A 22990-nucleotide genomic window follows, 5' to 3' on the forward strand; every position below is an offset into this window, starting at 1 on the left:
GGAAACCCGTGGCTCCCCTCCGTCACACCGGCGCGGGCGTCGCGATGCGTTCGATGCGGGGCTTGGCCAGTCGCTCGTAGTCGGAGCCCGAGATGAGGAGCGAGCGGTCGAGCCGGGCCGCGTTGAAGTACAGCTTCGGCAGGGCCACGACGTCCGGGTCGGCGACCAGTTCCAGGTCGGGATCGAAGCTGAACGGCAGGACCGTACCGGGCACGGCGCGGGCCAGCCGTTCGGCGGTCCCGGGGTCGCTGAAGCCCACGTAGCGGGCCGCGAACAGCGCCCTGACGGCGTCCAGGTCCACCTGCCGGTCCCCGGGGACGACCGCGAGGACGTGGCGTGTGGTGCGACGGTCCACCTTGACCCGCAGCACGATGCACTTCGCGGCCTCGCCGGCCGGATGCCCGCGCAACGCGCAGACGGCTTCGGTGGCGCCTTCGGGATCGTGGTCGATGAGCCGGTAATCGACGCCGGCCGAGTAGAGCAGGGAGATCAGGTGGCCGTAGGTGTCGTGCCGACCGGTGTCGTGCCGACCGGTGTCGTGCCGACCGGTGCCGTGCCGGTCGGTGTCGTGCGGGCCGGGGTCGCGGTGGGTGCCGTCGGGCATGCGGAGTCCTTGTCGGGGGAGTGGGACGAGGGAGGCAGAGGGCCGGGTGCGCTTCGGTGTGCCCGTTCCACCGCCTGCCCCCAGTACGTACCGGCCACCATCAGGGCCGCTCCGAGGCCGGTGAGGGGCGTGAGGTGTTCGCCGCCCAGGGCTGTGCCCACCGCGACGGCCCATACCGGCTCGGTGCCCAGCAGCAGGCTGGCCCGGCTGGCGGACGTGCGCTGCACGGCCCAGGTCTGGGCCAGGAAGGCGAACACACTGCAGAACAGGGCGAGATAGACGAGCTGGGCCCAGGTCGCCGGGTCCGTGCGGACCAGCGTCGGCAGGTCGTGGGCGGCGACCGGCAGGAACAGGGCCGTGCCGACGAGTGTCTGCACCGTCGTCAGATGCAGGGGCCGAACGGCCCGCCCGGTCGTGAAGCGGCCCACCAGCGCGACATGCGCGGCCCGGATCAGCGCGGCGCCGAGCATCAGCAGGTCGCCGAGGCGTGGCGCGTGGAAGCCGTTGCCGGACATCAGCAGACCGACGGCCAGGACGCACACGCCGGTCGCGGCGAAGAAGGAGACCGGCAGCGCGCCTCGGTGGCCGCCGCGGTCGAGGAACGGGGTGAGGACGATCGTCAGACTGATGATGAGCCCGGCGTTGGCGGCGCTGGTGTGCGCGACGCCGTACGTCTCCACGAGCAGGACCGCGGCCTGGGTCAGCCCCAGGGGCACCCCGGCCCGCAGTTCGTCCCGCGTCCACCGGCGCGACCCGCGATCCCGGGTGGCGACGACGCCGAGGCAGGCGAGCGCGGAGAGGGCGTAGCGGGCGAACAGCACCAGCAGCACGGGGAGCGCGGCAGTGGCCGTCTGGGCGGACAGGTAACTGGAACCCCAGACGAGCGCGACAAGGAGGAGTACCGCATCGGTACGACGGACGTCGGACACCCGCCTACGGTGCACCGGAGCCATCATGAAGCCCAGTACCAGTCTCTAAAACGATCATTTAGCAGGCCTACATCGTCCCTACACTGAGGCGATGGACGAACGTCAGCTCCGGATCCTGCGGGAACTCGGCGAACTGGGCAGCGTCACGGCGGTCGCCGAGGCGCTGCTGGTGACGCCGTCGGCGATCTCCCAGCAGTTGCGGCTGCTTCAGCGCGCGATCCCCGTGCCGCTCACCGAGCGCCAGGGGCGACGGCTGGTGCTCACCGACGCCGGGCAGGCGCTGGCGGGCGCGGCCGTGGAGGTGGAGTCGGCGCTGGCACGCGCACGGCACACGGTCGAGGAGTTCGTCGGACGGCCTGACGGCGAGGTGTCGGTGGCGGCGTTCCACAGCGCGGGCGCCGCGTTCTTCCCGCCGCTGCTGCGCGCGCTGGCCGGTCCGGGCAAGCCGGTGCCGAGGCTGGCCGACGAGGACGTACCGCAGGAGGACTTCCCCCGGCTCACCCGGGAGTACGACGTCGTCCTGGCCCACCGTCTGGACCACGCCCCGCCATGGCCGGACACGGTGGCCACGACGACGCTGCTGCGCGAGCCGCTGGACGTGGCCATGCCCGCCGGCCACCCCCTGGCCGCCAAGCGCCGCGTCACCCCGCGCGACGTGGCCGACGAGCCGTGGATCACCGTGCACGAAGGGTTCCCGGTCCTGGCGACCATCGAGGCCATCGCCGCCGCGGCGGGCCGCGGGCTCCATCTCGCCCATCGCATCAACGAGTTCTCGGTGGTCGCCGAGGCCGTGGCCGCCGGGGGCGGTATCGCCCTGATGCCGCGCTGGACCATGCGCCCGCATCCGGCGCTCGTGCTCCGGCCGCTCAGCGGAGTGCGAGCGCGACGCCACATCGACGCCCTGTACCGCCCCGAGCGCACGGCCCGCACCGCGGTCCGCACGGTCCTCACGGAGCTGCGCCGGGCCGCCCGAAGCATCCAGGGCGGAGAGCCGTAGGCGCTCAGAACGGATACCACCGCACCGTCTCGTCCCCCTCCCGCAGCGAGGCCACCCGCCGCCGGAACTCCGCCAGCGCCTTCGGATTGCCCGGCGCGTGCTGAGCGACCCACGCGCAACTGGCCGTCTCCCGGGCCCCGCGCAGTACACCGCACCCCTCCCACGCGCGTACGTCCCAGCCGTACGTCTCCGTGAAGGACTCGTACGCCTCGTCCGGCAGCCCGTACCGGTCGTGGGAGAGCGCCATCACCACCAGGTCGTGCTCGCGCAGATCGGCCGAGACCGTCTCCAGGTCGACCAGCACCGGCCCGTCCGGCCCGACGTGCACATTGCGCGGCAGCGCGTCCCCGTGGATCGGCCCCGGCGGCAGATGCGGCGTCAGCGCCTCCGCCTGCGCCGCGAACCCGTCCCGCCGCTCCCGCAGATACGCCGCGTCCGCGGGATCGATCGCGTCCCCGGCGAGCCGCAGCCAGCGTTCCACACCGCCCAGCAGATCGCGGGGCGGCAGATCGAGGGCGGGCGCGGGCAGGGCGTGCACGAGCCGTAGCAGTTCGGCCAAATCCCGCGGCTCGGCGGGCCGTACGGCGTCGGGCAGCCGGTGCCACACCGTCACCGGGTGCCCGTCGACCAGCAGGGCCTCGGGCCCGGCCGCCCGTACCGCCGGCACACCCGCCTCCGCGAGCCACAGCGCGATGTCGAGTTCGCGTCGCGCCCGGTCGAGGAGTTCGGCGTCTCGGCCCACCTTGACGACCAGGTCACCGGCGGCGAACACCGCGTTCTCGCCCAGCGCGAGCAGCCGTGCCTCCCGTGCCCCGCCGGGCAGCACTCCCGCCGCGGCCAGTACGTCCCGGGCCCGTGCCTCGTCCATTCCGCCTCCGTCGTCAGGTCTCCGCCGTCGTCCACGTCTTCCGCCGTCGGGTTCCGGCCATCCGCCGGTCAGTGTCGCATCGGCACAGGTGGGGCGGCATGCGCGGTGCCTTGACGAGGCAGACCGCCTTCACGACCATGACGTGGCCAGCCGAGCCGTGCAAAGGGGCTGATTCCGTGACATCGGTGACCGAGGCTTCGCCGCCGAGGAGACCGGCCGGCCGCACGCCCGGCGGGGCCCGGCCCCGGCGGGTCGTCGACCACGGCGCCTGGTTCCTGGTGCTGCCCGCGCTGCTCCCGATCCTGGTCCTCAGCGTCGGGCCGCTGCTGTACGGGATCCTGCTGGCCTTCACCGACGCCCAGTCGGGCCGCACCGAGCCCACCCAGTGGATCGGCGGTCTCAACTTCCGGGACCTGCTGCACGACACGCTGTTCTGGGAGTCGTTCCGGATCGGGCTGGTCTGGGCGGTCGGCGTGACCGTGCCGCAGTTCCTGCTCGCGCTGGGCCTCGCCCTGCTGCTCAACCAGGACCTGCGGCTGCGCTGGCTGGCCCGCGCCCTGGCGATCATCCCCTGGGCCATGCCGGAGGTCGTCGTGGGCATCATGTGGCGGCTCGTCTACAACCCGGACGCGGGCATCCTCAACGAGACCCTGCGCGACATCGGCCTGGGCGACGGCCGCGACTGGCTGAGCGGGCTGGCCACCGCGCTGCCCGCCGTGATCGTCGTGGGCGTCTGGGCGGGCATGCCCCAGACGACGGTCGCGCTGCTCGCAGGGCTCCAGAACACCCCGCGCGAACTGCACGAGGCGGCGGCGGTCGACGGCGCCAGCGCCTGGCGCCGCTTCCGCACGGTCACCTGGCCGGCCCTCAGGCCCGTCGCCCTGGCCATCACCGCACTCAACCTCATCTGGAACTTCAACTCCTTCGCCCTGGTCTACGTCCTCACCAGCGGCGGCCCGGGCGGCCGGTCCCGCCTGCCCATGCTCTTCGCCTACGAAGAGGCCTTCCGCTACGGGCAGTTCGGTTACGCGGCGGCGATGGGCTGCGTGATGGTGGCCGTGATCTCGATCGCCCTGGCCGTCTTCCTCGCCGGCCGGCTCAGGGGAGGTGACGACGCGTGAGGACCAGCCGCCCGGCCCGCGTCGGCCAGTACACCGCGCTGCTCGCGTATCTCGTCTTCCTCGCCTTCCCGTTCCTCTGGCTGGTCTCCACCGCGTTCAAGCCCCCGCGCGAGCTGGGCAGCCTCCACCCGACCTGGATTCCGAACGACCCGACCCTCGCCAACTTCCGGCAGGCCTTCGACGAACAGCCGCTGCTGCACGCCGCCCTCAACTCCCTGCTGGCCGCGCTCGCGGCGGCCGTGATCGCCGTGCTGATCGCCACACCGATGGCCTACGTCGTGGCCCGGCGCCGCACCCGGCTCGCGAAGGCGGTGACGGGCTGGGTGGTGGTCAGCCAGGCGTTCCCGTTCGTGCTGCTGATCATCCCGCTGTTCCTCGTCCTGAAGAACCTCCGCCTGATCAACTCCGTGCCGGGGCTGGTGCTGGTGTACGTGGTGTGGGCGCTGCCGTTCGCGCTGTGGATGCTCGCCGGGTATGTGCGGGCCGTACCACCCGAGTTGGAGGAGGCCGCCGCGGTCGACGGCGCGGGCCGGGTGCGGACGCTGGTGTCGGTGACGGCGCCGCTGCTCGCGCCGGGCATCGTGGCGACCGGGCTGTTCGCGTTCATCACCGCGTGGAACGAGTTCTTCTTCGCGCTCGTGCTGCTCAAGACGCCGGAGAAACAGACCCTTCCGGTGGTGCTCACCCACTTCATCGGCGCCGAGGGCGTCGCCGACCTCGGCCCGCTCGCGGCGGCCGCGTTCCTAGCGACGCTGCCCTCGCTGGTCGTCTTCGCGATCATCCAGCGGCGGATCACGGGCGGCATGCTCACCGGGGCGGTGAAGAGCTGATGCGCGCCCGCCTGCTGGCCCTCGTCCTCCTGCTGCTGCTCGCCGGCTGCTCCTCCGGCGGCACCCGCGACGACGGCCGGATCACCCTGCGCTTCCAGTCCCTGGCCTGGCAGGAAGAGTCGGTCGAAGCCAACAAGGAACTGGTCAGGGAGTGGAACGCCACCCACCCGGACGTCCGGGTCGAGTACGTCCAGGGGACCTGGGACAGCGTCCACGACCAGCTCCTCACCGCCTTCGAGGGCGGCGAGGCACCCGACATCATCCACGACGCCTCGGACGACCTCGCCGACTTCGCCTACGGCGGCTACCTGGCCGACCTCACCGATCTGCTGCCCTCCCGGCTGAAGTCGGACATCCCGCAGCGCAGTTGGGAGACGACCACCTTCGGGGACGGCATCTACGGCGTGCCCTTCCTCCAGGAACCGCGCGTCCTGATCGCCAACGCGAAGTGGCTCAAGCGGTCCGGAGTACGGATCCCGACCCCGGAGAAGCCGTGGAGCTGGGCCGAGTTCCGCCGGATCACCGAACAGCTCAGCGGCCGGGGGAAGTACGGCATCGCCTGGCCCCTGAAGGAACCGGTCTCCGCCACCCTCAACCTCTCCCTGTCGACGGGCGGACAGCTCTTCCACCGCGGGGCCGACGGCAAGGTGACGATCCGGTTCGAGGCGGCCGACCAGGTGGTGCCGCGCACCATCCACGCCCAGGCCGGCACCGACCGCAGCGCCTCGCCCACGACCCTGGGCAGCGGCGGCTCCGACACCCTGCCCGGCTTCTTCGGCGGCAGATACGCGATGGTCCCGCTCGGCTTCTCCTACCGCCAGCAGATCGTGCAGCAGGCCCCGAAGGGCTTCGACTGGCAGGTGCTGCCCGCCCCGGCCGGCGCCGGGGGACTCACTCAGGGCGTCAGCCCGCAGACCCTGTCCGTCGCCGAGGACTGCCCGCACAAGAAGAAGGCGGCCGCCTTCATCGACTTCCTGCTGAGGCCCGAGAACATGGTCCGCCTCGCCCTCGGCGACTGGATGCTGCCGACCGGCACCCGGGCGCTGAACGACCCGGCCCTGCGCACGCCCGAGCACGGCTGGGCGACGGGCACCGCGCTCGCCGCCCACCTGCGCCCGGCGCCCGCACAGACCGTACGGGGCTACCCCGAGTGGAAGGACAAGGTGGCGACCCCGGCCCTCCAGGAGTACTACAGCGGGGCGATCGGCATCCGTGAGCTGCGACAACGCCTGGAGGAGGACGGCAACCTGGTGCTGGCGCGCTACCAGCGCTGAACCCCGGCGAAATCCCGTTGAGCGTCGTCACCGGCAGCGCCTAGCGTGCTGCCCGTGGGAATCAACGCGATCTACATCTCCGGTCACGGCCGGGGCTGCGCGCACGCCGGACGGATGCGCCGCGGCCCCGGAGCCCTGACCGGCCCGGGGAGCCACGCCCGCTGAGCCTCTGAGCGCGGCGTCTCACGTCCTTTCTCTCCGCTGTCTTCCGGTCGGGGCCTTCGGCTGCCCCCAATCCCTCACGGAAGACAAGGACCGCAGGCCATGGCCCGCCCCACCGCTACCTCCCGCGCGCTCTCACAGAACTTCCTCGCCGACCGCGCGACGGCCGAACGCTTCGCCCGGCTCGCCACCCCGCAGACCCGGCCGGTCCCCCTGCTGCTCGAAGTCGGTGCGGGCAAAGGCGCGTTGACCGCCCCGCTGGCGCGACGCTGCCGGGAGCTGCGCGCGTACGAGATCGACCCACGGCTCGTGCCCGTCCTGCGCAGCCGCTTCTCCGGCACGCCGCAGGTGCGTGTCGTCGGCGCGGACTTCCTGGCCGCGCGCCCGCCGCGCACGCCGTTCTCGGTCGCCGGGAACGTGCCGTTCTCCCGTACCGCGGCCGTCGTCGACTGGTGCCTGCGCGCTCCCGCCCTGACCGACGCCACGCTGCTCGCCCAGCTCGAGTACGCCCGCAAACGCACCGGCGGCTACGGCAGCTGGACGCTGCTGACGGTCCGGACCTGGCCCCGCTACGAGTGGCGGCTGCTGGGCCGCGTCGGCAGGCGCAGCTTCCGCCCCGTGCCGCGCGTGGACGCCGGGGTGCTGCGCATGGAACGGCGCGACACCCCTTTGCTCGACGCCGCCGGGTACCGGAGCTGGTGCCATCTGGTCGAGCTGGGCTTCTCGGGGGTCGGCGGCTCCCTGCACGCGTCGCTGCGGCGGGCCCACCCGAGGCGGCGGGTGGACGCCGCGTTCCGGGCGGCGCGGCTGGACCAGGGCGTGCTGGTGGGCGAGGTGGCGCCGGAGCGGTGGCTGCGGCTGCACGAGGAGCTGACCTGCTGAACCAAAATGGTTGCACGAGACGTCTCGTCTCGCGTACCGTCGGCGCATGACCAGTCGCGCACACATCGCCATGTTCTCCATCGCCGCCCACGGCCACGTGAACCCGAGTCTGGAGGTGATCCGCGAGCTCGTGGCGCGCGGCCACCGCGTGACGTACGCGATCCCGCCGGTCTTCGCGGAGAAGGTCGCGGAGACGGGCGCCGAGGTGAAGCCCTGGACCTCGACGCTGCCCTCGCCCGACGACGACCCGGAGGCCTGGGGGAGCACACTGCTGGACAACGTGGAGCCGTTCCTCGACGACGCGATCCAGGCCCTCCCGCAGCTGATCGAGGCGTACGAGGGTGACGAGCCGGACCTCGTCCTGCACGACATCGCCTCCTACCCGGCCCGCGTCCTGGCCCACCGCTGGGGCGTGCCGGCCGTCTCCCTGTCACCGGCCATGGTCGCCTGGGAGGGGTACGAGAAGGAGGTCGCCGAGCCCATGTGGGAGGAGCCGAAGAAGACCGAGCGCGGCCGGGCCTACTACGCCCGCTTCCACGCCTGGCTGGAGGAGAACGGGATCACCCTGCACCCCGATGCGTTCGGGGGCCGGCCCGACCGCTCGATCGTCCTGATCCCCAAGGCCCTCCAGCCGAACGCGGACCGGGTCGACGAGAGCGTGTACTCCTTCGTCGGCGCCTGCCAGGGCGACCGGGGTGCCGAGGGCGACTGGCAGCGGCCGGCCGGTGCCGAGAAGGTCGCGCTCGTCTCGCTCGGGTCCGCCTTCACCAAGCAGCCCGGCTTCTACCGGGAGTGCGTCAAGGCGTTCGGCGACCTGCCCGGCTGGCACCTGGTGCTCTCGGTCGGCAAGCACATCGACCCGGCCGAGCTCGGGGAGGTCCCCGCGAACGTCGAGGTGCGCTCCTGGGTGCCGCAGTTGGCGATCCTGAAGCAGGCCGACCTGTTCGTGACGCACGCCGGCGCGGGCGGCAGCCAGGAGGGCTTGGCCACGGCCACGCCGATGATCGCCGTACCGCAGGCCGTGGACCAGTTCGGCAACGCGGAGATGCTCCAGAGCCTCGGTGTCGCCCGGTGCCTCCCCACGGAGGAGGCGACCGGCGAGACGCTCCGCGAGGCGGCCCTCGCCCTCGTCGACGACCCGGAGGTCGCCCGCCGCCTGAAGGAGATCCAGGCGGAGACGGCCCGGGAGGGCGGCACCCGGCGCGCGGCCGACCTCATCGAGGCCGAACTGACCGCCGACCGGGGTTAGTTGAGGCGGCCGTCACCCGCCCGTCCGTCACACCGTGACGGCCTGGCGGGTGAGGGTCATGCGGGCGTGGTCGAGAGCGGCGTCCATGCGCGCCGACTGGCCCTTGGTGAACATGAACATCGCGGCGTCGTCCGTGTAGTCCATGTAGTTCATGAACATGTCGCCGTTCGGCCCGTTGCCGCACGACACATGGGGGAAGCCGGGTGAACCCGTGTTCGGGCCGCCCTGGTTGGGGGTGTCCGCCACGAAGTCGCTGCCGCTGCACCCCTCGTCGTCGTCGCCCCAGATGTGCCGCAGGTTCAGCCAGTGCCCGATCTCGTGCACGGCGGTGCGGCCGCCGTCGAAGGGCGCGGTGGCGGTGCCGGTGGTCCCGAAACCGGTGTGCGTGACGACCACTCCGTCCGTGGAGGCGGCCCCGCCGGGGAACTGGGCGTAGCCCAGCAGCCCGCGACGCAGCCGGCAGACCCAGAGGTTGAGGTAGACGTCCGCGGGCCAGGCGTCGTGGCCGCCGCTCAGGCTGAACTTGACCAGGTCGTCCGTGTCCCAGTCCGGAGTCGAGGTCGGCGTCCTCGTGATGCCGTTGGTGGGGCGGCCCAGCGGGTCGGTCCGGGCGAGGTGGAACTGGATGCGCGCGTCGGCCACGAGGTCCTGCCAGGCCCCGGGGACCTTGTCGACGTCCGGGTTGCTCGCGCGGAAGTCCTGGTTGAGCACCTCGATCTGACTGTGGATCTGGGCGTCGCTGACGTTCTGCTCGGGGGTGTTGTGCACGACGTGCACGACCACGGGGATGTCCACGAGGCTCTGCCGGGCGGTGGCCGTCTCCAAGTGCTCGTAGGCGAACGCGGCGTTCTCGATCTGGGCGCGGTTCTCGGCGTACTCGGGGTTCAGGGTGAGGAGTCTGCGGTGCACCTCCATGGCGCCGCACCAGCGGCTGTAGTCGGCGGAAGTGACGCGATGGTAGGACTGCGCATCGGACATGACTGTCCCTCGGGGGCTGGGGGTGTGCCGCGGACGCGGCTGCGGAAGGGCGCGTGTGACATGCGCTGCGAGGGCCGGGCGACGCCGGCGGGAGCGGTCGGTTGCCCGTTCCCTCCGAACCCATACACTGATAATCCTAGCCACTCAGGTATAAGACCGGCAATTTGGACGGCTGTGAGTGAGTGAGGTGGCCCGATCATGAGTGAGCCCCCGTCGGGCCTGTTCCGCTCGTGGGTCCATTCCTACGAGGAGGACCACGAGGACGTGCGGGTGTACCGGCCGGACGACCATCCGTTCCCGCCGGCGCGCGGGCGGCGCGGCATGGAGTTCGCGCCCGACGGCACCTTCGTCGACCACCCGCTGGGGCGCGGTGACGCTCCTGACGCCGTGCCCGGCCGCTGGCGGCTCGTCTCGGACCGTCACCTCGTGCTCACGTTCGGGGGTGCTCGCCCGGACCGGGAGCTGGAGATCCTCCGCTGCGACCAGGACGTGCTGCACCTGCGGCGGCTCACCGGCTGACAGGGTTCGCCGATTCTGCCGCCCCACCGGAAGGACCTCGGTCCCGTACGACCATCGGTCTCCTCGGGTGTGTGGATCCTGGGCAGAAGGTTGTGCCCCGCGGTGACCGGTGAGTAATTTACGGGGCTCGGGCAGCCGCCCACCGGCCGTCGTGCCCACCCCCACGGGGCACGACGGCCGCCTTGTGGCGTGTGACCGCCTTATGGTGAGCGGATGACGACGACGTACGCGGCGCTGTTGCGCGGAATCAACGTGGGCGGCAGCAGAAAGGTCCCGATGGCGGACCTGCGCACCCTCCTGGCGGGCCTCGGCTACGAGGACGTACGGACGTACCTCCAGAGCGGCCAGGCCGTGTTCGCCTCCGGACACGGCGACGAGGAGTCGCTCGCCGCCGAGATCACGCACACCATCGAGAAGCACTTCGGGTTCGGCGTCGACGTGATCGTGCGCGACCACGCCTATCTGAAGGCGATCGCCGACGCCTGCCCCTTCCCGGCCGCCGACCTGGAGCCCAAGCAACTCCACGTCACCTACTTCTCCGCCCCCGTGACCCCCGATCGCTTCGCGGAGATCGACCATTCCGCCTATCTCCCCGAGGAGTTCCGCCTCGGCGATCGCGCCCTGTACCTGTACGCGCCGAACGGCCTGGGCCGCTCCAAGCTGGCCGAACACCTCGCGAAGCCGCGCATCAACAAGGGCGTCATCGCCACGACCCGCAACTGGAACACCGTCGTCAAGCTGGTGGAGCTGACGGGGCCTGAACACCACGCCGGCTAGCGACCGGCAAGAGTGACCGTCCGGTCGCCGAGGTAGGGCGTGTACGACGTGATCTCGGCCGGGACGGCCAGTCGCGGATCCTGGTAGGGCCGGGCCAGGTCCTGGGAGCCGACCGCGTCGGCCGCCGCCAGTTCCTGCTCGCTCAGCGGCGCCCGGCCGAGGAACTGCGGACCCCAGCCGTCCCAGGGGAGCAGTTCGACGCCGTTGACGGCGGCCAGGTCGCGCACCACGTTGCCCCACACGAACCACAGCCCCCGCAGCCGGTCGACGCCGCTGAGCCCGAAGTCCATCGGATCCGCCCGCCCCTCGCGGCAGGCCCGCCAGGCCTTCCCGGCCACGAGGAACCGGTCCCTCGGCACGTCCATGGGGTCGAACGGCACGTCGTACCCCTGGTGGACCTGCGCGTCGGCCAGGCGCCACCGCCCCCGCGGCGTGCGGTACTCGGTCACCCAGTGGTCCTCGTGGAAACCGTCGACGAAGTACGCCGCGAAGCCGCAGCGCAGCCGCGCGGGCGTCCCCGTCGCCCGCAGCAGCGTGCACAGCAGCAGCGAGAAGTCCCGGCACGTGCCCACGAACCGCTCCCGCGGCGCCCGCTCTTCGGTGAGCGGCGCGTCACCGCGCTCCCGCAGGATCCTCAGGATCTCCGTGACGTAGCGCGACTCGGCGTCGTGGTGCAGCCGCGCCTCGGGAACGGAGTATCCGAACCGCTGTCCCTCACCCCGATGGATGATCACGTTCCGTACCAGCCCGGCGAGTTCCCCCGGGTCACGCGGCAGGCCGCTCGTGTCCAGGTCACCGGGGTCGCTGTAGGGCGTCTGTCCCAGATAGGTGTCCATGCCCCGGACTCTCACCCCTGCCCCAGGGGCAAGGTCAACGGCAGCGGACGGTTTGGCCGAATCACCCCCACGCGAACCGGGGCCTTGGCACGGTAGGACCATGACGAGCACCGATGACCAGGCCACCCCCTCCGGTCGTACGACGGCCGTACAGGCCATGCGCGGCGCGGCGGCGCAACTCGCCGAACTGCTCGGCACGGCCCCCGACTCCGTCACCGCCGTCCGCCCGACGCCCGACGGCTGGACGGCCGACGTGGAGGTCGTGGAGCTGGAGCGGGTCCCCGACACCATGACCATCATGGCGACCTACCGGGTCACCCTCGACCCGGAGGGCCGGCTCCTAGGCTACGAACGGGTACGCCGGTACGCCCGCGGCCAGCTCGACCGAGGGCGGTAGCACCCGGTTCCTCACCCCGCTGGGACCCGTTTCGGTGTTTGCGTGAACACGCCCGCCGCCGCCCCCGTACCTACGGGCGGCACGAGAACGAGTCTCGCGAGAGGAATCGCACCGTGACCGTCATGACGCAGACCGGCGGGATGCAACCCGCCGCCACTTCCAGCGGGTCGGGGACCGGCGGCCTCTTCGACATCCTCGAACTGATCCTGGACCGCGGGCTCGTGATCGACGTGTTCGTCCGTGTCTCCCTGGTCGGCATCGAGATCCTGAAGATCGACATACGGATCGTCATCGCCAGCGTCGACACCTACCTCCGCTTCGCGGAGGCCTGCAACCGCCTCGATCTGGAGGCCGGCCGCAAGGCCCCCGACAAGCTCACCGACATCGTCGGCAACCTCGTCGAGAGCGGCGCCCGGGGCAAGACCGGCGGCGCGATCGGCGGCGCCATCGACGCGATCGGCGACATCTTCGACCGCGACGACAAGGACGCCAGGGAGGAAGAGCGGTGAGCGGCGTCTACGTCTACGCCGTCACCCGCTCCGACCACCCCCTGCGGCTCGACGGCCTGCGTACCGTCGGCGGGACCGACGACCCGCCGCGCGTCGTCGTCCACGGCCCGCTCGCCGCCGTGGTCAGCCCCGCACCCCCCGACCTGCGTCCAAAACGGCGCGACCTAGCCGCCCACCAGGAACTCCAGGAACGGCTGATGGCCGACGGATCGGTCCTGCCCATGAGGTTCGGCCTGCTCGCCCCCGACGACACCGCCGTCAGAACGGCCCTCCAGGAGCGGGGCCAGGACTACGCCCGCAGGCTCGGCGAACTGCACGGCACCGCCGAGTACAACCTCAAGGCCGCCCGCGACCAGGACGACCTGCTGCGCGAGGTGCTCGACACGTCCGAGGAGGCCCGCCGGCTCAACCGGTCCACCCGCGACGGCACCGGCAGCTACGAGGACCGCCTCGCCCTCGGTGAACTGGTCGCCCGGCAGGTCGACGCCCGGCAGCGGCGGCAGGCCGACGAGATCGTCGGGCGGCTGTCCGCACTGGCCAGGTCCAGCGTCGTGGCGGACCCGTCCAAGGACGACTTCCTCAATGTGTCGTTCCTCGTCGAACACGCCCGCGCCGACGAGTTCACCACCGCCGGCCGGCGCCTGGCCCACGACTACGGCGACGCCTACGACTTCCGGCTGCGCGGCCCACTGCCCCCCTACAGCTTCGCCGCCTGACCATGGGCCTGCTCACCGGCATCCTCACCCTCCCACTCGCGCCCCTGCGCACCACCCTCTGGGCCGCCGAGCAGCTACAGGCGGCCGCCGAGGCGCAGTACTACGACCCGGCTCCCGTCCGGCAGGCCCTCGTCGACCTGGAGCGGGCCCTGCTGGAAGGGCGCGTCGACGAGGACGAGTACGACCGCCGCGAAGACGAACTGCTGGACCGACTCGACGAGATCGACGCCCGGAGACGAGCCCCCCGACCATGACCCATCCGGCAGCAGGCGGACTCACCGGACCGCCCCGTCCTCCCTCCCCCTACGACCACGGGCCCGGCGCCCAGAGCGCCAACCTCGCCGACATCCTCGAACGCGTCCTCGACAAGGGCGTGGTCATCGCCGGCGACATCCGGATCAACCTGCTCGACATCGAACTGCTCACCATCAAACTGCGCCTGCTCGTCGCCTCCGTCGACAAGGCGAAGGAGATGGGCATCGACTGGTGGGAACACGACCCCTCCCTCTCCTCCCGGGCCGCCCGCCCCGAGCGGTCCCTGGCCGACGAGAACGAGCGCCTGCGCGCCGAGATCGCCGCCCTCAAGGCGGCCGACAGGAGACCGGAGCCATGACCGACCCGAACCTCGTCTACGCCTACGCGGTCCTGCGCCGCACGCCCGAGGCCGCCGTGGCGGTGGCGGACCTGCGCGGTGTCGCCGGCGACCCGGTCCACCTGCTGGAGCCCACGGACCCCGCCTCACCACTGGCCTTCGCCGTCGGCCCCGTCCCGGCCGCCGACTACGACGAGGCACCCCTCAAGGCCCACCTCGACGACCTGGACTGGCTGGAGTCCACGGTCCGGTCCCACCACGCCGTGGTCGGCGCGCTCGTCGCCTGCGGCACCGCCGTCCTGCCCCTCCGTCTGGCCACCGTCTACCCCGACGAGGACCACGCCCGGCAGGCCCTCGACACCCGCCGCGCCTACTTCCTGTCCCTCCTGGACCGCCTCACGGGCCACGTCGAACTCGGCGTCAAGGTCTACGCCGCACCCGACATCACCCCACCCGAGCCGGACACCGGCACCGGGCAGGCGACGCCCACCGGCCTCGGAGTCGGCGTGGGCCGCGCCTACCTGGCGATCCGCCGCCGCAGAGAGCGCAGGAACGAGGAAGCCTGGCGCACGGTCGCCCAGGCCGCCGCACACGTCACCCGGACGGCCGGCACTCTGGCCGTCGACCGCGTCGCACACACCCCGCAACGCGGGAGCCTCGCGGGCCCGGCCCCCGGCACCAACCTCGGCAACGACGCGTACCTCGTCCCCGCCGACCGCGTCGACGCCTTCCGCAGCGGCGTACTGGCGGCCGCCGAGGGCATCCCCGGCCTCCGCGTCGAAGTCACCGGGCCCTGGGCCCCTTACTCCTTCGCACTCCAGCCGGAACCGGTGCCGGGCCCCTCCAGTAGCCTGCTCTGATGACTCCACCCGGGCAAGTCCCCTCCGCCCGCCGGGACTTCCGCCTGCTCTGGACAGGCGAGACCGTGAGCGGGTTGGGCAACAGCATCACCGCGGTGGCGCTGCCACTGATCGCGGTCGTGGTGCTGGACGCCGGCTCCACCGCCGTCGGCCTGATCGCCGCAGCGGTGTGGCTGCCCTGGCTGCTGGTGGGCCTGCCGGTGGGCGCCTGGGCGGACCGGATGCGCAAACGCCCGCTGATGATCACCTGCGATCTGGTCTCCGCCGCGACGCTGCTGAGCATTCCGCTGGCGGCCTCGCTCGACGTGCTCACCTTCCCGCACATGGTCGTCGCCGCCTCGATCTGCGGGACCGCGGCGGTGTGCTTCAACACCGCCTACCACTCGTACATCCCGATCGTGCTCGACGGACGCGACCTCCTGGAGGGCAACGCCAAGCTCCAGGGCAGCGAGGCCGCCACCCAGGTCGCCGGGCCGGGGGCGGCGGGGCTGCTCGCCCAGGCGTTCGGCGCGGTCACCGCGCTCGTGGCCGACGCGGCGACGTTCCTCGTCTCCGCCGTCTGCCTGAAGCGGATCAGGGCGGTCGAGCCGGACCGTGCTCCCGACGAGGCACCCGTCCCCCACCGACGGCAGATCACCGAAGGACTCCGCTTCGTGGGCCGGGACCGGTACCTGCGGCCGATGGTCACCTGGGGCGCCCTGATCAACATGGCGTTGATGGGCTACCAGGCGGTCCAGGTCGTGTTCCTCGTGCGCACCGTCGGACTGAACCCGGCCATGGTCGGACTGCTGCTGACCAGCGGCAGCACGGGCGGCATCGTCGGTGCCCTGGTGGCCGGCAGGGTCAGCCGGCGGTTCGGCACCGCGCGCGGGCTGCTGCTCCTCCAGGTGGCCACCGCGCCGTTCGCGCTGCTGCTGCCCATGACCACGGCGGGGCCGGGGCTGCTGCTGTTCGCCACGGGCGCCTTCCTCGTCGGCATCGGCGTCTCCGTGGCCAACATCGTGGTCGGCAGCTTCCGGCAGACCTACTGCCCGCCGCGGATGCTCGGCCGGGTCGTCGCGACGGCCATGGTGATCAACCACAGCACCATCCCGCTCGGTTCCCTGCTCGGCGGTGTGCTCGGCGACGCGGTCGGGTACCGGACGGCCATGGGGATCATGACGGGTGTCGTCGCGCTCTCCTGGCTCGTCCTCGTCATGAGCCCGATGCGCCGCGAACGCGACCTTCCGCGGACTCACGAACCGGAACAAGTGCACGCCGAGGGGCCCGAGCAGCCGAGGTGACCGGGAGCCCGTGCCGTTCAGGCGCTGACAGCCGCCAACTGCGGCATCCGGGCCGCCTCGTACCGCTCCAGCACCACCCGGGCCACCTCCGGCGCCGGCCCCAGCACATCCGCCAGGACGTCCGCCTCCGCCGCGCCCCGGGCGATGCGGTCCGGGAGGAAGCCGGGGGCGAGGACGTAGGGGGCGACGGCCACCCGGGAGCAGCCGAGGGCGCGGAGTTCCCGGACGGCGTCCACCGTGCGGGGCAGAGATGCGGAGGCGAACGCAGGTCGCACGGCGCACCAACCGGTGTGCCGCCACTCCCGCGCGATTTCTGCGATCACTGCGATCGCCTCCGGGTCGGTGGACCCCGCCGAGGCCAGTACGACCCCGGTCGAGGGCTTGTCGGCGGGGGACAGACCCGCCTCGTACAGACGTCGCTCCAGGGCGGACAGCAACAGGGGCGACGGCCCCAGGACCTCCGCCTGGCGGATTCGGAGCTGCGGGGGAGCGTCCGCGAGGACCGCCGGGATGTCCGCCTTCGCGTGGAACGCCCGGGTCAGCAGGAGGGGCAGGGCCACGACGTCACGGACGCCCTGGACCGCCAGGGACTCCAGTACCCCCTGCACCGAGGGCACGTTGAAGTCCAGGAAGCCTGTCTCGACGCGTACGTCGGGACGCAGGGAGCGGATCCGGCGTACCAGGGCGTGCACCGTCGCGGCGTGCCGCGGGTCGCGGCTGCCGTGGGCGATGACGAGGAGAACAGGCGTATGGGTCATGGGGCTTCAGCTCTTCACCAGCAGGCCGCGGTTGCGCAGTACCCATCGCTCCAGCGGGCTGAAGATGAGCAGGTCGATGGCGATGCCCACGACGAGGATGAGGAGGATCGCTTCGAAGACCATGGCCATGTCGCTGGCGTTGCGGCCGTTCTCCAGGAGCTGGCCGAGGCCGACGCCGAGGTCGGGGAAGGAGGCGATGATCTCGGCGGCCATCAGGGAGCGCCAGGAGAAGGCCCAGCCCTGCTTCAGACCGGCGACGTAACCGGGCAGGGCGGCCGGGAGGACGATGTGCCAGGTGTGCTTCAGGCCGGTCGCGCCCAGGGTGCGGCCCGCGCGCAGGAACAGCGGCGACACCTGGTCGACGCCCGAGACGAGGCCGTTGGCGATCGAGGGGACCGCGCCGAGCAGGATCACCGCGTACATCATCGAGTTGTTCAGTCCCAGCCAGATGACCGCCGGGGGGACCCAGGCGACCGAGGGCAGGGACTGGAGGCCGGACAGGATCGGGCCGAGGGCCGCGCGGATGAACTTCACGCGGGCCACGAGCAGGCCCAGGGGGGTACCGATGATCAGGGCGAAGCAGAAGCCGAGCAGGCCGCGCGAGACGCTGGTCCAGATGTAGCCGAGCAGTTCGCCCTGGAGCCATGCGGTGTGGACGACGTCCCACACCGCTGACGGCGCGGGCAGCTTGGTGGGGTCGTCGACGACCTTGAACGACACCAGGGCCTGCCAGACCGCCAGGACGAGGGCGACGGCGATGACGGGCGGCAGGATCTTCTCCACGAAGGTCTGCCGGAACGGCTTGCGGCTGGTCTGCACCGTCTCCAGCGCGTCCAGGCCGGCTTCAAGTCCGGCGAGGTCGCTGCCGTCCTTGGCGACGGTCGTCGAATCAGTGCTGGCCATGACGGCGGATCTCCCCACGCAGTTGTTCGGTGATCTCGACGGACAGCTCCGCCACGGCGGTGTCCTCGATGCGGCGCGGGTGCTCGATGTCGACGGTCCACTCGCGGGCGATGCGGCCCGGGCGGGAGGACAGCAGCACCACGCGCTGGGCGAGCCGGACGGCCTCGCGCACGTTGTGCGTGACGAACAGGACGGACACCTGCGTCTCGCGCCAGATGCGGGTCAGCTCGTCGTGCAGCACATCGCGGGTGATGGCGTCCAGCGCGGCGAACGGCTCGTCCATCAGCAGGAGCCTGCTCTCCTGGGCGAGCGCGCGGGCCAGCGCGACGCGCTGGCGCATACCGCCGGACAGTTCGTGCACCCGCTTGCGGTGGGCGCCCTTGAGCCGGACGAGTTCGAGCAGTTCCTCGGCCCGGTCCCGGCGCTCCGCCTTCGGCACGCCCCTGAGCTTCAGGGCGAGTTCGATGTTCTTGCCCGCGGTCAGCCAGGGGAACAGCGCGTGTTCCTGGAACATCAGCGCGGGGCGGCCGTCGGTGGTGATGTCGCCGGCCGAGGGCCGGTCCAGTCCGGCGACCAGGTTGAGCAGGGTGGACTTGCCGCAGCCCGAGGCCCCCAGGAGGGTGACGAACTCGCCGGGGGCGACATCGAGGGTGATGTCGTCCAGGACGAGCTGCTGTCCGGCGGGGCCCGGGAACGACTTCGAGACATGGGCGATCCGGGCGGCGTGGGTGGCCGTCTCGGTGCCGTCGGCGGCCTTGGCGAGGGTCGTGGCCATGGTCGTCACCTCCTGGGAACGGGGCGGGATGCGGGCTTACTTGACGCCGAGACCGGCGTCGTCGACCGTGGGCTCGCCCTCGGCCTTGAGGACCTTGTTCAGCGGCGCGAGGTCGTAGATGCCTGTCAGGTTCGGCTTCTCCAGCAGCCCGGCCTTCACGGCGTGCTCGGCCTCGGTGTTGAGGGTGGAGGCCAGCGGGTCGTCGGTGAACCGGATCGACTTCCAGGCCGGGTCGAGCACTTCGGCGGGCAGCGCCTTGCCGGTTTCCTGCTCCAGCAGCTGGTTCGCCGCTTCCTTCGCCGCGTCCGGGTTGGCGTTGATCCACTTGTTGGTCTCGACCGAGCCCTTCAGCACGGCCTCGACGACCTTCGGGTGTTCCTCGAGGAACTCCTGCCGCACGATGATGTTCGTGATCACGAACTTCTTGTCCGGCCACAGCGACGCCTCGTCGAGGAGGACCTTGCCGCCCTCGGAGACCAGCTTCGAGGCGGTCGGCTCCGGCACCCAGGCGCCGTCCACGGACCCGGCCTTGTAGGCGTCCGGGGTGACCTTGTTGTCACTGCGGACGACCGTGACGTCGCCCTTGCCGCTCTGCGGGTCGACCTTCCAGCCCTGCTCCGCGGCCCAGTTCAGGAACGCCACGTCCTGCGTGTTTCCGAGCTGCGGCGTCGCGATCCGCTTGCCCTTGACGTCCTTGAGCGACTTGATCTTGTCCGGGTTGACGACGAGCTTCACGCCGCCGGACGCCGAGCCGCCGATGATCCGCAGGTTCTTGCCGTCCGCCTTGGTGTAGCCGTTGATGGCGGGGGAGGGGCCGATCCAGCCGATGTCGATGGACTGGGAGTTCAGCGCCTCGATCTCGGACGGACCGGCGTTGAAGACGGCGGGCTCGACCTTGGTGGCGCCGAGCGCCTTCTGGAAGAAGCCCTTCTGCATGCCCACGAGCGCGGTGCCGTGGGTCAGATTGCCGAAGTAACCGATCTTGACGGTGTCGAGACCCTCGATCTTCTTCGCCCCGGCGGCGACCTTGGCGGCCCCGTCGTCCTTGGCCTGGGAGCCGTAGCCGCAGGCGGCCAGCGTGAGCAGGGGCAGCGCGGCCAGCACCGCGAAGGATCGGCGCAGAGCGGATGATGCAGGCACGGGAGGGTTTCCTCTCGGAGGCCCGGCGGTCACGGTCTCTCAGGTCGTGGCCGGGAGGTCGGCAGGTCTACGGCGGTGGGGGGTGAGGGCGCGCGAGCGGTGCGCGTACGTCAGCGCACACATCGCGCGACTCCGCCCTGCCCGCTGCCGAGATCACCGCTGCCGACGCGGCCGCCCTCCTTCGCGAACATGGAGTAGAAGTCGGGGGAGTTCATGTCAGAAGTCCCACCCGTCGTCCTCGGACTCGTCCTTCACCGGATCGGGGGCGGCGAAGGACTCGCCGACCATGCCCGCGGTCAGCGTCGTGCCGTCGTTGGGGTCGATCAGGATGAACGAGCCGGTGCGCCGCGAGTCCGCGTAGGAGTCGACCGGAAGCGGCTCGGCGGTACGGATCTTCACCCGGCCGATGTCGTTGGCGACGAGCTGTCCCGGGTGCGGGTGCAGGGACAGGTCGTCGAGCGTGAGACGGGACGGGATGTCCTTCACGATCGCCTTGACCGTGCGGGTGCCGTGCTTCAGCAGGACCCGGTGGCCGAGGGTCAGCGGGGCGTCGGCGACGTGGCAGACGGTGGCCTCGATGTCCTGCGTGGTCGGGGGCGCGTCCTTGGACGGCACGATCAGGTCGCCGCGCGAGATGTCGATGTCGTCCTCCAGCAGGAGGGTCACCGACTGCGTCGTCCAGGCCACGTCGACCGGCTCGCCCAGCAGGTCGATGCCGGAGATCTTCGAGCTGCGGCCCGACGGCAGCACGGTGACGGCCTCGCCGACGTGGAAGGAACCGGCCGCGATCTGCCCGGCGTAACCCCGGTAGTCGGGGTGGTCGGCGCTCTGCGGCCGGATCACGTACTGCACGGGCAGCCGGGCGTGGCAGTGGCTCAGGTCGTGCGCGACCGGGACCGTCTCCAGGTGCTCCAGCACGGTCGGGCCGCCGTACCAGTCCATGTTCGCGGAAGGCTCCACGACGTTGTCGCCGACGAGCGCGGAGATCGGGATCGCGGTGACCTCGGGGACGCCCAGCTCGGTCGCGTACGCCGTGAACTCCTCGGCGATCGCAGCGAACACCTTCTCGTCGTAGCCGACGAGGTCCATCTTGTTCACCGCCAGGACCGCGTGCGGGACACGCAGCAGGGCGGCGATCGCGGCGTGCCGGCGGGTCTGCTCGACCACCCCGTTGCGGGCGTCGACGAGGATGACCGTCAGCTCGGCCGTCGAGGCGCCGGTGACCATGTTGCGGGTGTACTGCACGTGGCCGGGGGTGTCGGCGAGGATGAACCGGCGCCGGGGCGTGGCGAAGTAACGGTACGCCACGTCGATGGTGATGCCCTGCTCCCGCTCGGCCCGCAGACCGTCCGTCAGCAGCGCGAGGTCCGGCGCCTCCTGGCCCCGGCTGGCGGAGACGCGCTCCACGGCTTCCAGCTGGTCGGTGAGGACCGACTTGGAGTCGTGCAGCAGCCGCCCGACGAGGGTGGACTTGCCGTCGTCGACGGAACCGGCGGTGGCGAACCGCAGCAGCGTGGTGGCCGAGAGCTCCTCGGTCGTGATCGTGCTCATCTCTAGAAGTACCCCTCGCGCTTGCGGTCTTCCATCGCGGCCTCGGACATCTTGTCGTCGGCGCGGGTGGCGCCGCGCTCGGTCAGCCGGGAAGCGGCGATCTCCACGATCACCTTCTCGATCGTGTCGGCGTCGGAGTCGACGGCGCCGGTGCACGACATGTCACCGACCGTGCGGTAGCGCACCAGGCGCTTCTCCACGGTCTCGCCGTCCTTCGGCCCGCCCCAGTCACCGGCCGTCAGCCACATGCCGGCGCGCTGGAACACCTCACGCTCGTGCGCGTAGTAGATCTCCGGCAGCTCGATGCCCTCGCGGGCGATGTACTGCCACACGTCCAGCTCGGTCCAGTTGGACAGCGGGAAGACGCGGACGTGCTCGCCCGGGGCGTGCCGGCCGTTGTAGAGGTTCCACAGCTCCGGGCGCTGCCGGCGCGGGTCCCACTGCGAGAACTCGTCCCGCAGGGAGAACACCCGCTCCTTGGCCCGGGCCTTCTCCTCGTCCCGGCGGCCGCCGCCGAAGACGGCGTCGAAACGCTCCTGCTGGATCTTCTCCGTCAGCGGCACCGTCTGGAGCGGGTTGCGGGTGCCGTCCGGGCGCTCCTTGAGCACACCCCGGTCGATGTAGTCCTGCACCGAGGCGACGTGCAGCCGCAGTCCGTGCCGGGCCACCGTGCGGTCCCGGTAGTCGATGACCTCGGGGAAGTTGTGCCCGGTGTCCACATGCAGCAGTGAGAACGGCACCGACGCCGGCCGGAAGGCCTTCAGCGCCAGATGCAGCATGACGATCGAGTCCTTGCCGCCGGAGAAGAGAATCACCGGCCGCTCGAACTCACCCGCCACCTCACGGAAGATGTGCACCGCCTCGGACTCGAGAGCGTCGAGGTGGGAGAGCGCGTACGGGCTGTCGGTCTCCTCGGAAACCGTCGCGGCGGTCGTCATGCCAGTCCCCTTTCGCTCAGCAGGGCGTACACGGACGCCGCGGACTCCTGCACGGTCTGGTTCTGCGACTCGATGCGCAGATCGGGCGACTCGGGTGCCTCGTACGGGTCGTCGACCCCGGTGAGCCCCGTGAGCTCGCCCGCGGCCTGCTTGGCGTACAGGCCCTTCACGTCCCGCTCGCTGCACACCTCGACCGGGGTCGCCACGTGGATCTCCACGTACGCGGTGCCGTTCGCCTGGTGCCGCTTGCGCACCGCCTCGCGGCTGTCCTGGTACGGCGCGATCACCGGGACGAGGGCGAGCACGCCGTTGCGGGCGAGCAGTTCGGCGACGAAGCCGATGCGCTGCACGTTGGTGTGCCGGTCCTCGCGGCTGAAGCCGAGGCCCGCGGAGAGGAACTCGCGGATCTCGTCGCCGTCGAGCACCTCGACGCGGTGGCCCTCGGCGCGGAGCCGGCCGGCCAGCTCGTGGGCGATGGTGGTCTTGCCGGCACTCGGCAGACCCGTGAGCCAGACGGTGGCTCCGGTCGTCACGTCGGTCTC

At 71.5% G+C, this 22990-nt stretch carries 27 protein-coding genes; 15 read left to right on the forward strand and 12 right to left on the reverse strand.

Going from position 1 to position 22990, the window contains the following annotated elements:
* Positions 1-22: 22 nt before the first annotated feature.
* Together ABFX81_RS02005 and ABFX81_RS02010 are read right to left on the reverse strand one after the other, a co-directional pair.
* Positions 23-604, reverse strand: a complete 582-nt coding sequence (locus ABFX81_RS02005; protein WP_086851684.1) for a YbaK/EbsC family protein — start codon at positions 602-604, stop codon at positions 23-25.
* Complete coding sequence (locus tag ABFX81_RS02010; protein WP_086851682.1) at positions 490-1533, reverse strand: EamA family transporter; 1044 nt, start codon at positions 1531-1533, stop codon at positions 490-492. The genes ABFX81_RS02005 and ABFX81_RS02010 overlap by 115 nt, the downstream gene beginning before the upstream one ends.
* 91 nt (positions 1534-1624) lie before the next feature.
* On the opposite strand from ABFX81_RS02010, the gene ABFX81_RS02015 reads away from it, so the two are divergent.
* Positions 1625-2530: a LysR substrate-binding domain-containing protein gene (locus ABFX81_RS02015; protein WP_086851679.1), complete on the forward strand. Its 906-nt coding sequence runs from the start codon at positions 1625-1627 to the stop codon at positions 2528-2530.
* Between the two features lie 4 nt (positions 2531-2534).
* On the opposite strand, the gene ABFX81_RS02020 is transcribed toward ABFX81_RS02015, so the two are convergent.
* Positions 2535-3398, reverse strand: a complete 864-nt coding sequence (locus ABFX81_RS02020) for a phosphotransferase (RefSeq protein WP_086851678.1) — start codon at positions 3396-3398, stop codon at positions 2535-2537.
* 176 nt (positions 3399-3574) lie between these two features.
* On the opposite strand from ABFX81_RS02020, the gene ABFX81_RS02025 reads away from it, so the two are divergent.
* The 5 genes from ABFX81_RS02025 (at position 3575) to ABFX81_RS02045 (ending at position 8916) form a co-directional block, all read left to right on the forward strand.
* Positions 3575-4519: an ABC transporter permease subunit gene (locus ABFX81_RS02025; RefSeq protein ID WP_086851676.1), complete on the forward strand. Its 945-nt coding sequence runs from the start codon at positions 3575-3577 to the stop codon at positions 4517-4519.
* Entirely contained in the window at positions 4516-5349 is an 834-nt protein-coding gene (locus ABFX81_RS02030) for an ABC transporter permease subunit (protein WP_086851674.1), read from the forward strand. Before ABFX81_RS02025 ends, ABFX81_RS02030 begins: the two co-directional genes overlap by 4 nt.
* On the forward strand, positions 5349-6623 hold the full coding sequence (locus tag ABFX81_RS02035) for an extracellular solute-binding protein (RefSeq protein WP_086851671.1): 1275 nt from the start codon (positions 5349-5351) through the stop codon (positions 6621-6623). The genes ABFX81_RS02030 and ABFX81_RS02035 overlap by 1 nt, the downstream gene beginning before the upstream one ends.
* 264 nt (positions 6624-6887) lie before the next feature.
* On the forward strand, positions 6888-7667 hold the full coding sequence (gene erm(O) / locus ABFX81_RS02040; protein ID WP_086851669.1) for a 23S rRNA (adenine(2058)-N(6))-methyltransferase Erm(O): 780 nt from the start codon (positions 6888-6890) through the stop codon (positions 7665-7667).
* A gap of 46 nt (positions 7668-7713) precedes the next feature.
* Positions 7714-8916, forward strand: coding sequence for a macrolide-inactivating glycosyltransferase (locus ABFX81_RS02045; RefSeq protein ID WP_086851667.1), 1203 nt, complete (start codon positions 7714-7716; stop codon positions 8914-8916).
* Positions 8917-8943: 27 nt separating this feature from the next.
* Here the strand turns inward: ABFX81_RS02045 and ABFX81_RS02050 are convergent, their stop codons facing one another.
* Complete coding sequence (locus ABFX81_RS02050) at positions 8944-9894, reverse strand: M43 family zinc metalloprotease (protein ID WP_086851665.1); 951 nt, start codon at positions 9892-9894, stop codon at positions 8944-8946.
* 198 nt (positions 9895-10092) lie between these two features.
* Here ABFX81_RS02050 and ABFX81_RS02055 point away from each other — a divergent pair, with 198 nt between their 5' ends.
* Both ABFX81_RS02055 and ABFX81_RS02060 read left to right on the forward strand, forming a co-directional pair.
* Positions 10093-10413 (forward strand): hypothetical protein, encoded by a 321-nt coding sequence (locus tag ABFX81_RS02055; protein WP_086851663.1) that lies wholly within the window; start codon positions 10093-10095, stop codon positions 10411-10413.
* 213 nt (positions 10414-10626) lie between these two features.
* Positions 10627-11190, forward strand: coding sequence for a DUF1697 domain-containing protein (locus ABFX81_RS02060; protein ID WP_086851661.1), 564 nt, complete (start codon positions 10627-10629; stop codon positions 11188-11190).
* On the opposite strand, the gene ABFX81_RS02065 is transcribed toward ABFX81_RS02060, so the two are convergent.
* Entirely contained in the window at positions 11187-12026 is an 840-nt protein-coding gene (locus ABFX81_RS02065) for a transglutaminase domain-containing protein (RefSeq protein WP_086851659.1), read from the reverse strand. The genes ABFX81_RS02060 and ABFX81_RS02065 overlap by 4 nt on opposite strands.
* 100 nt (positions 12027-12126) lie before the next feature.
* On the opposite strand from ABFX81_RS02065, the gene ABFX81_RS02070 reads away from it, so the two are divergent.
* The 7 genes from ABFX81_RS02070 to ABFX81_RS02100 all read left to right on the forward strand — a co-directional run bounded on the left by ABFX81_RS02070 (position 12127) and on the right by ABFX81_RS02100 (position 16383).
* Entirely contained in the window at positions 12127-12423 is a 297-nt protein-coding gene (locus ABFX81_RS02070; protein WP_086851657.1) for a gas vesicle protein GvpO, read from the forward strand.
* Positions 12424-12545: 122 nt separating this feature from the next.
* Entirely contained in the window at positions 12546-12932 is a 387-nt protein-coding gene (gene gvpJ, locus ABFX81_RS02075) for a gas vesicle protein GvpJ (RefSeq protein ID WP_279541651.1), read from the forward strand.
* Positions 12929-13648 (forward strand): GvpL/GvpF family gas vesicle protein, encoded by a 720-nt coding sequence (locus tag ABFX81_RS02080; protein ID WP_086851655.1) that lies wholly within the window; start codon positions 12929-12931, stop codon positions 13646-13648. Before gvpJ ends, ABFX81_RS02080 begins: the two co-directional genes overlap by 4 nt.
* A gap of 2 nt (positions 13649-13650) precedes the next feature.
* The gene (locus ABFX81_RS02085) at positions 13651-13902 is read left to right on the forward strand and encodes a gas vesicle protein GvpG (protein WP_010034286.1); all 252 of its coding nucleotides are present in this window, start codon (positions 13651-13653) and stop codon (positions 13900-13902) included.
* A complete protein-coding gene (locus ABFX81_RS02090; RefSeq protein ID WP_086851652.1) occupies positions 13899-14261 on the forward strand; it encodes a gas vesicle protein GvpJ in 363 nt (120 codons plus the stop codon). Before ABFX81_RS02085 ends, ABFX81_RS02090 begins: the two co-directional genes overlap by 4 nt.
* Entirely contained in the window at positions 14258-15100 is an 843-nt protein-coding gene (locus ABFX81_RS02095; RefSeq protein ID WP_086851650.1) for a GvpL/GvpF family gas vesicle protein, read from the forward strand. Before ABFX81_RS02090 ends, ABFX81_RS02095 begins: the two co-directional genes overlap by 4 nt.
* Complete coding sequence (locus ABFX81_RS02100) at positions 15100-16383, forward strand: MFS transporter (RefSeq protein ID WP_086851648.1); 1284 nt, start codon at positions 15100-15102, stop codon at positions 16381-16383. Before ABFX81_RS02095 ends, ABFX81_RS02100 begins: the two co-directional genes overlap by 1 nt.
* Positions 16384-16400: 17 nt before the next feature.
* On the opposite strand, the gene ABFX81_RS02105 is transcribed toward ABFX81_RS02100, so the two are convergent.
* The 7 genes from ABFX81_RS02105 to cysC form a co-directional block, all read right to left on the reverse strand.
* On the reverse strand, positions 16401-17141 hold the full coding sequence (locus tag ABFX81_RS02105) for a CbiX/SirB N-terminal domain-containing protein (RefSeq protein WP_086851646.1): 741 nt from the start codon (positions 17139-17141) through the stop codon (positions 16401-16403).
* Between the two features lie 6 nt (positions 17142-17147).
* Entirely contained in the window at positions 17148-18044 is an 897-nt protein-coding gene (locus ABFX81_RS02110; protein ID WP_086851643.1) for an ABC transporter permease subunit, read from the reverse strand.
* A complete protein-coding gene (locus tag ABFX81_RS02115; RefSeq protein ID WP_086851641.1) occupies positions 18031-18819 on the reverse strand; it encodes an ATP-binding cassette domain-containing protein in 789 nt (262 codons plus the stop codon). The genes ABFX81_RS02110 and ABFX81_RS02115 overlap by 14 nt, the downstream gene beginning before the upstream one ends.
* A 36-nt stretch (positions 18820-18855) precedes the next feature.
* Positions 18856-19959, reverse strand: coding sequence for an aliphatic sulfonate ABC transporter substrate-binding protein (locus ABFX81_RS02120; protein ID WP_086851638.1), 1104 nt, complete (start codon positions 19957-19959; stop codon positions 18856-18858).
* 216 nt (positions 19960-20175) lie between these two features.
* Positions 20176-21510, reverse strand: a complete 1335-nt coding sequence (locus ABFX81_RS02125) for a sulfate adenylyltransferase subunit 1 (protein ID WP_086851634.1) — start codon at positions 21508-21510, stop codon at positions 20176-20178.
* 2 nt (positions 21511-21512) lie between these two features.
* Positions 21513-22448 (reverse strand): sulfate adenylyltransferase subunit CysD, encoded by a 936-nt coding sequence (gene cysD / locus ABFX81_RS02130; RefSeq protein WP_086851632.1) that lies wholly within the window; start codon positions 22446-22448, stop codon positions 21513-21515.
* Positions 22445-22981: an adenylyl-sulfate kinase gene (gene cysC, locus ABFX81_RS02135; protein WP_086851630.1), complete on the reverse strand. Its 537-nt coding sequence runs from the start codon at positions 22979-22981 to the stop codon at positions 22445-22447. Before cysC ends, cysD begins: the two co-directional genes overlap by 4 nt.
* Positions 22982-22990 lie beyond the last annotated feature (9 nt).

The sequence above is a fragment of the Streptomyces coeruleofuscus genome, assembly GCF_039532725.1.
In the GTDB taxonomy this organism is placed as follows: Bacteria; Actinomycetota; Actinomycetes; order Streptomycetales; family Streptomycetaceae; genus Streptomyces; species Streptomyces coeruleofuscus.

Coding starts and splice junctions, on each gene's coding strand:
- ABFX81_RS02005 (WP_086851684.1), bottom strand. CDS start 604: ATGCCCGACGGCACCCACCGCGACCCCGGCCCGCACGACACCGACCGG.
- ABFX81_RS02015 (WP_086851679.1), top strand. CDS start 1,625: ATGGACGAACGTCAGCTCCGGATCCTGCGGGAACTCGGCGAACTGGGC.
- ABFX81_RS02020 (WP_086851678.1), bottom strand. CDS start 3,398: ATGGACGAGGCACGGGCCCGGGACGTACTGGCCGCGGCGGGAGTGCTG.
- ABFX81_RS02035 (WP_086851671.1), top strand. CDS start 5,349: ATGCGCGCCCGCCTGCTGGCCCTCGTCCTCCTGCTGCTGCTCGCCGGC.
- ABFX81_RS02045 (WP_086851667.1), top strand. CDS start 7,714: ATGACCAGTCGCGCACACATCGCCATGTTCTCCATCGCCGCCCACGGC.
- ABFX81_RS02050 (WP_086851665.1), bottom strand. CDS start 9,894: ATGTCCGATGCGCAGTCCTACCATCGCGTCACTTCCGCCGACTACAGC.
- ABFX81_RS02055 (WP_086851663.1), top strand. CDS start 10,093: ATGAGTGAGCCCCCGTCGGGCCTGTTCCGCTCGTGGGTCCATTCCTAC.
- ABFX81_RS02060 (WP_086851661.1), top strand. CDS start 10,627: ATGACGACGACGTACGCGGCGCTGTTGCGCGGAATCAACGTGGGCGGC.
- ABFX81_RS02065 (WP_086851659.1), bottom strand. CDS start 12,026: ATGGACACCTATCTGGGACAGACGCCCTACAGCGACCCCGGTGACCTG.
- ABFX81_RS02070 (WP_086851657.1), top strand. CDS start 12,127: ATGACGAGCACCGATGACCAGGCCACCCCCTCCGGTCGTACGACGGCC.
- gvpJ (WP_279541651.1), top strand. CDS start 12,546: ATGACGCAGACCGGCGGGATGCAACCCGCCGCCACTTCCAGCGGGTCG.
- ABFX81_RS02085 (WP_010034286.1), top strand. CDS start 13,651: ATGGGCCTGCTCACCGGCATCCTCACCCTCCCACTCGCGCCCCTGCGC.
- ABFX81_RS02090 (WP_086851652.1), top strand. CDS start 13,899: ATGACCCATCCGGCAGCAGGCGGACTCACCGGACCGCCCCGTCCTCCC.
- ABFX81_RS02095 (WP_086851650.1), top strand. CDS start 14,258: ATGACCGACCCGAACCTCGTCTACGCCTACGCGGTCCTGCGCCGCACG.
- ABFX81_RS02100 (WP_086851648.1), top strand. CDS start 15,100: ATGACTCCACCCGGGCAAGTCCCCTCCGCCCGCCGGGACTTCCGCCTG.
- ABFX81_RS02105 (WP_086851646.1), bottom strand. CDS start 17,141: ATGACCCATACGCCTGTTCTCCTCGTCATCGCCCACGGCAGCCGCGAC.
- ABFX81_RS02110 (WP_086851643.1), bottom strand. CDS start 18,044: ATGGCCAGCACTGATTCGACGACCGTCGCCAAGGACGGCAGCGACCTC.
- ABFX81_RS02115 (WP_086851641.1), bottom strand. CDS start 18,819: ATGGCCACGACCCTCGCCAAGGCCGCCGACGGCACCGAGACGGCCACC.
- ABFX81_RS02125 (WP_086851634.1), bottom strand. CDS start 21,510: ATGAGCACGATCACGACCGAGGAGCTCTCGGCCACCACGCTGCTGCGG.
- cysD (WP_086851632.1), bottom strand. CDS start 22,448: ATGACGACCGCCGCGACGGTTTCCGAGGAGACCGACAGCCCGTACGCG.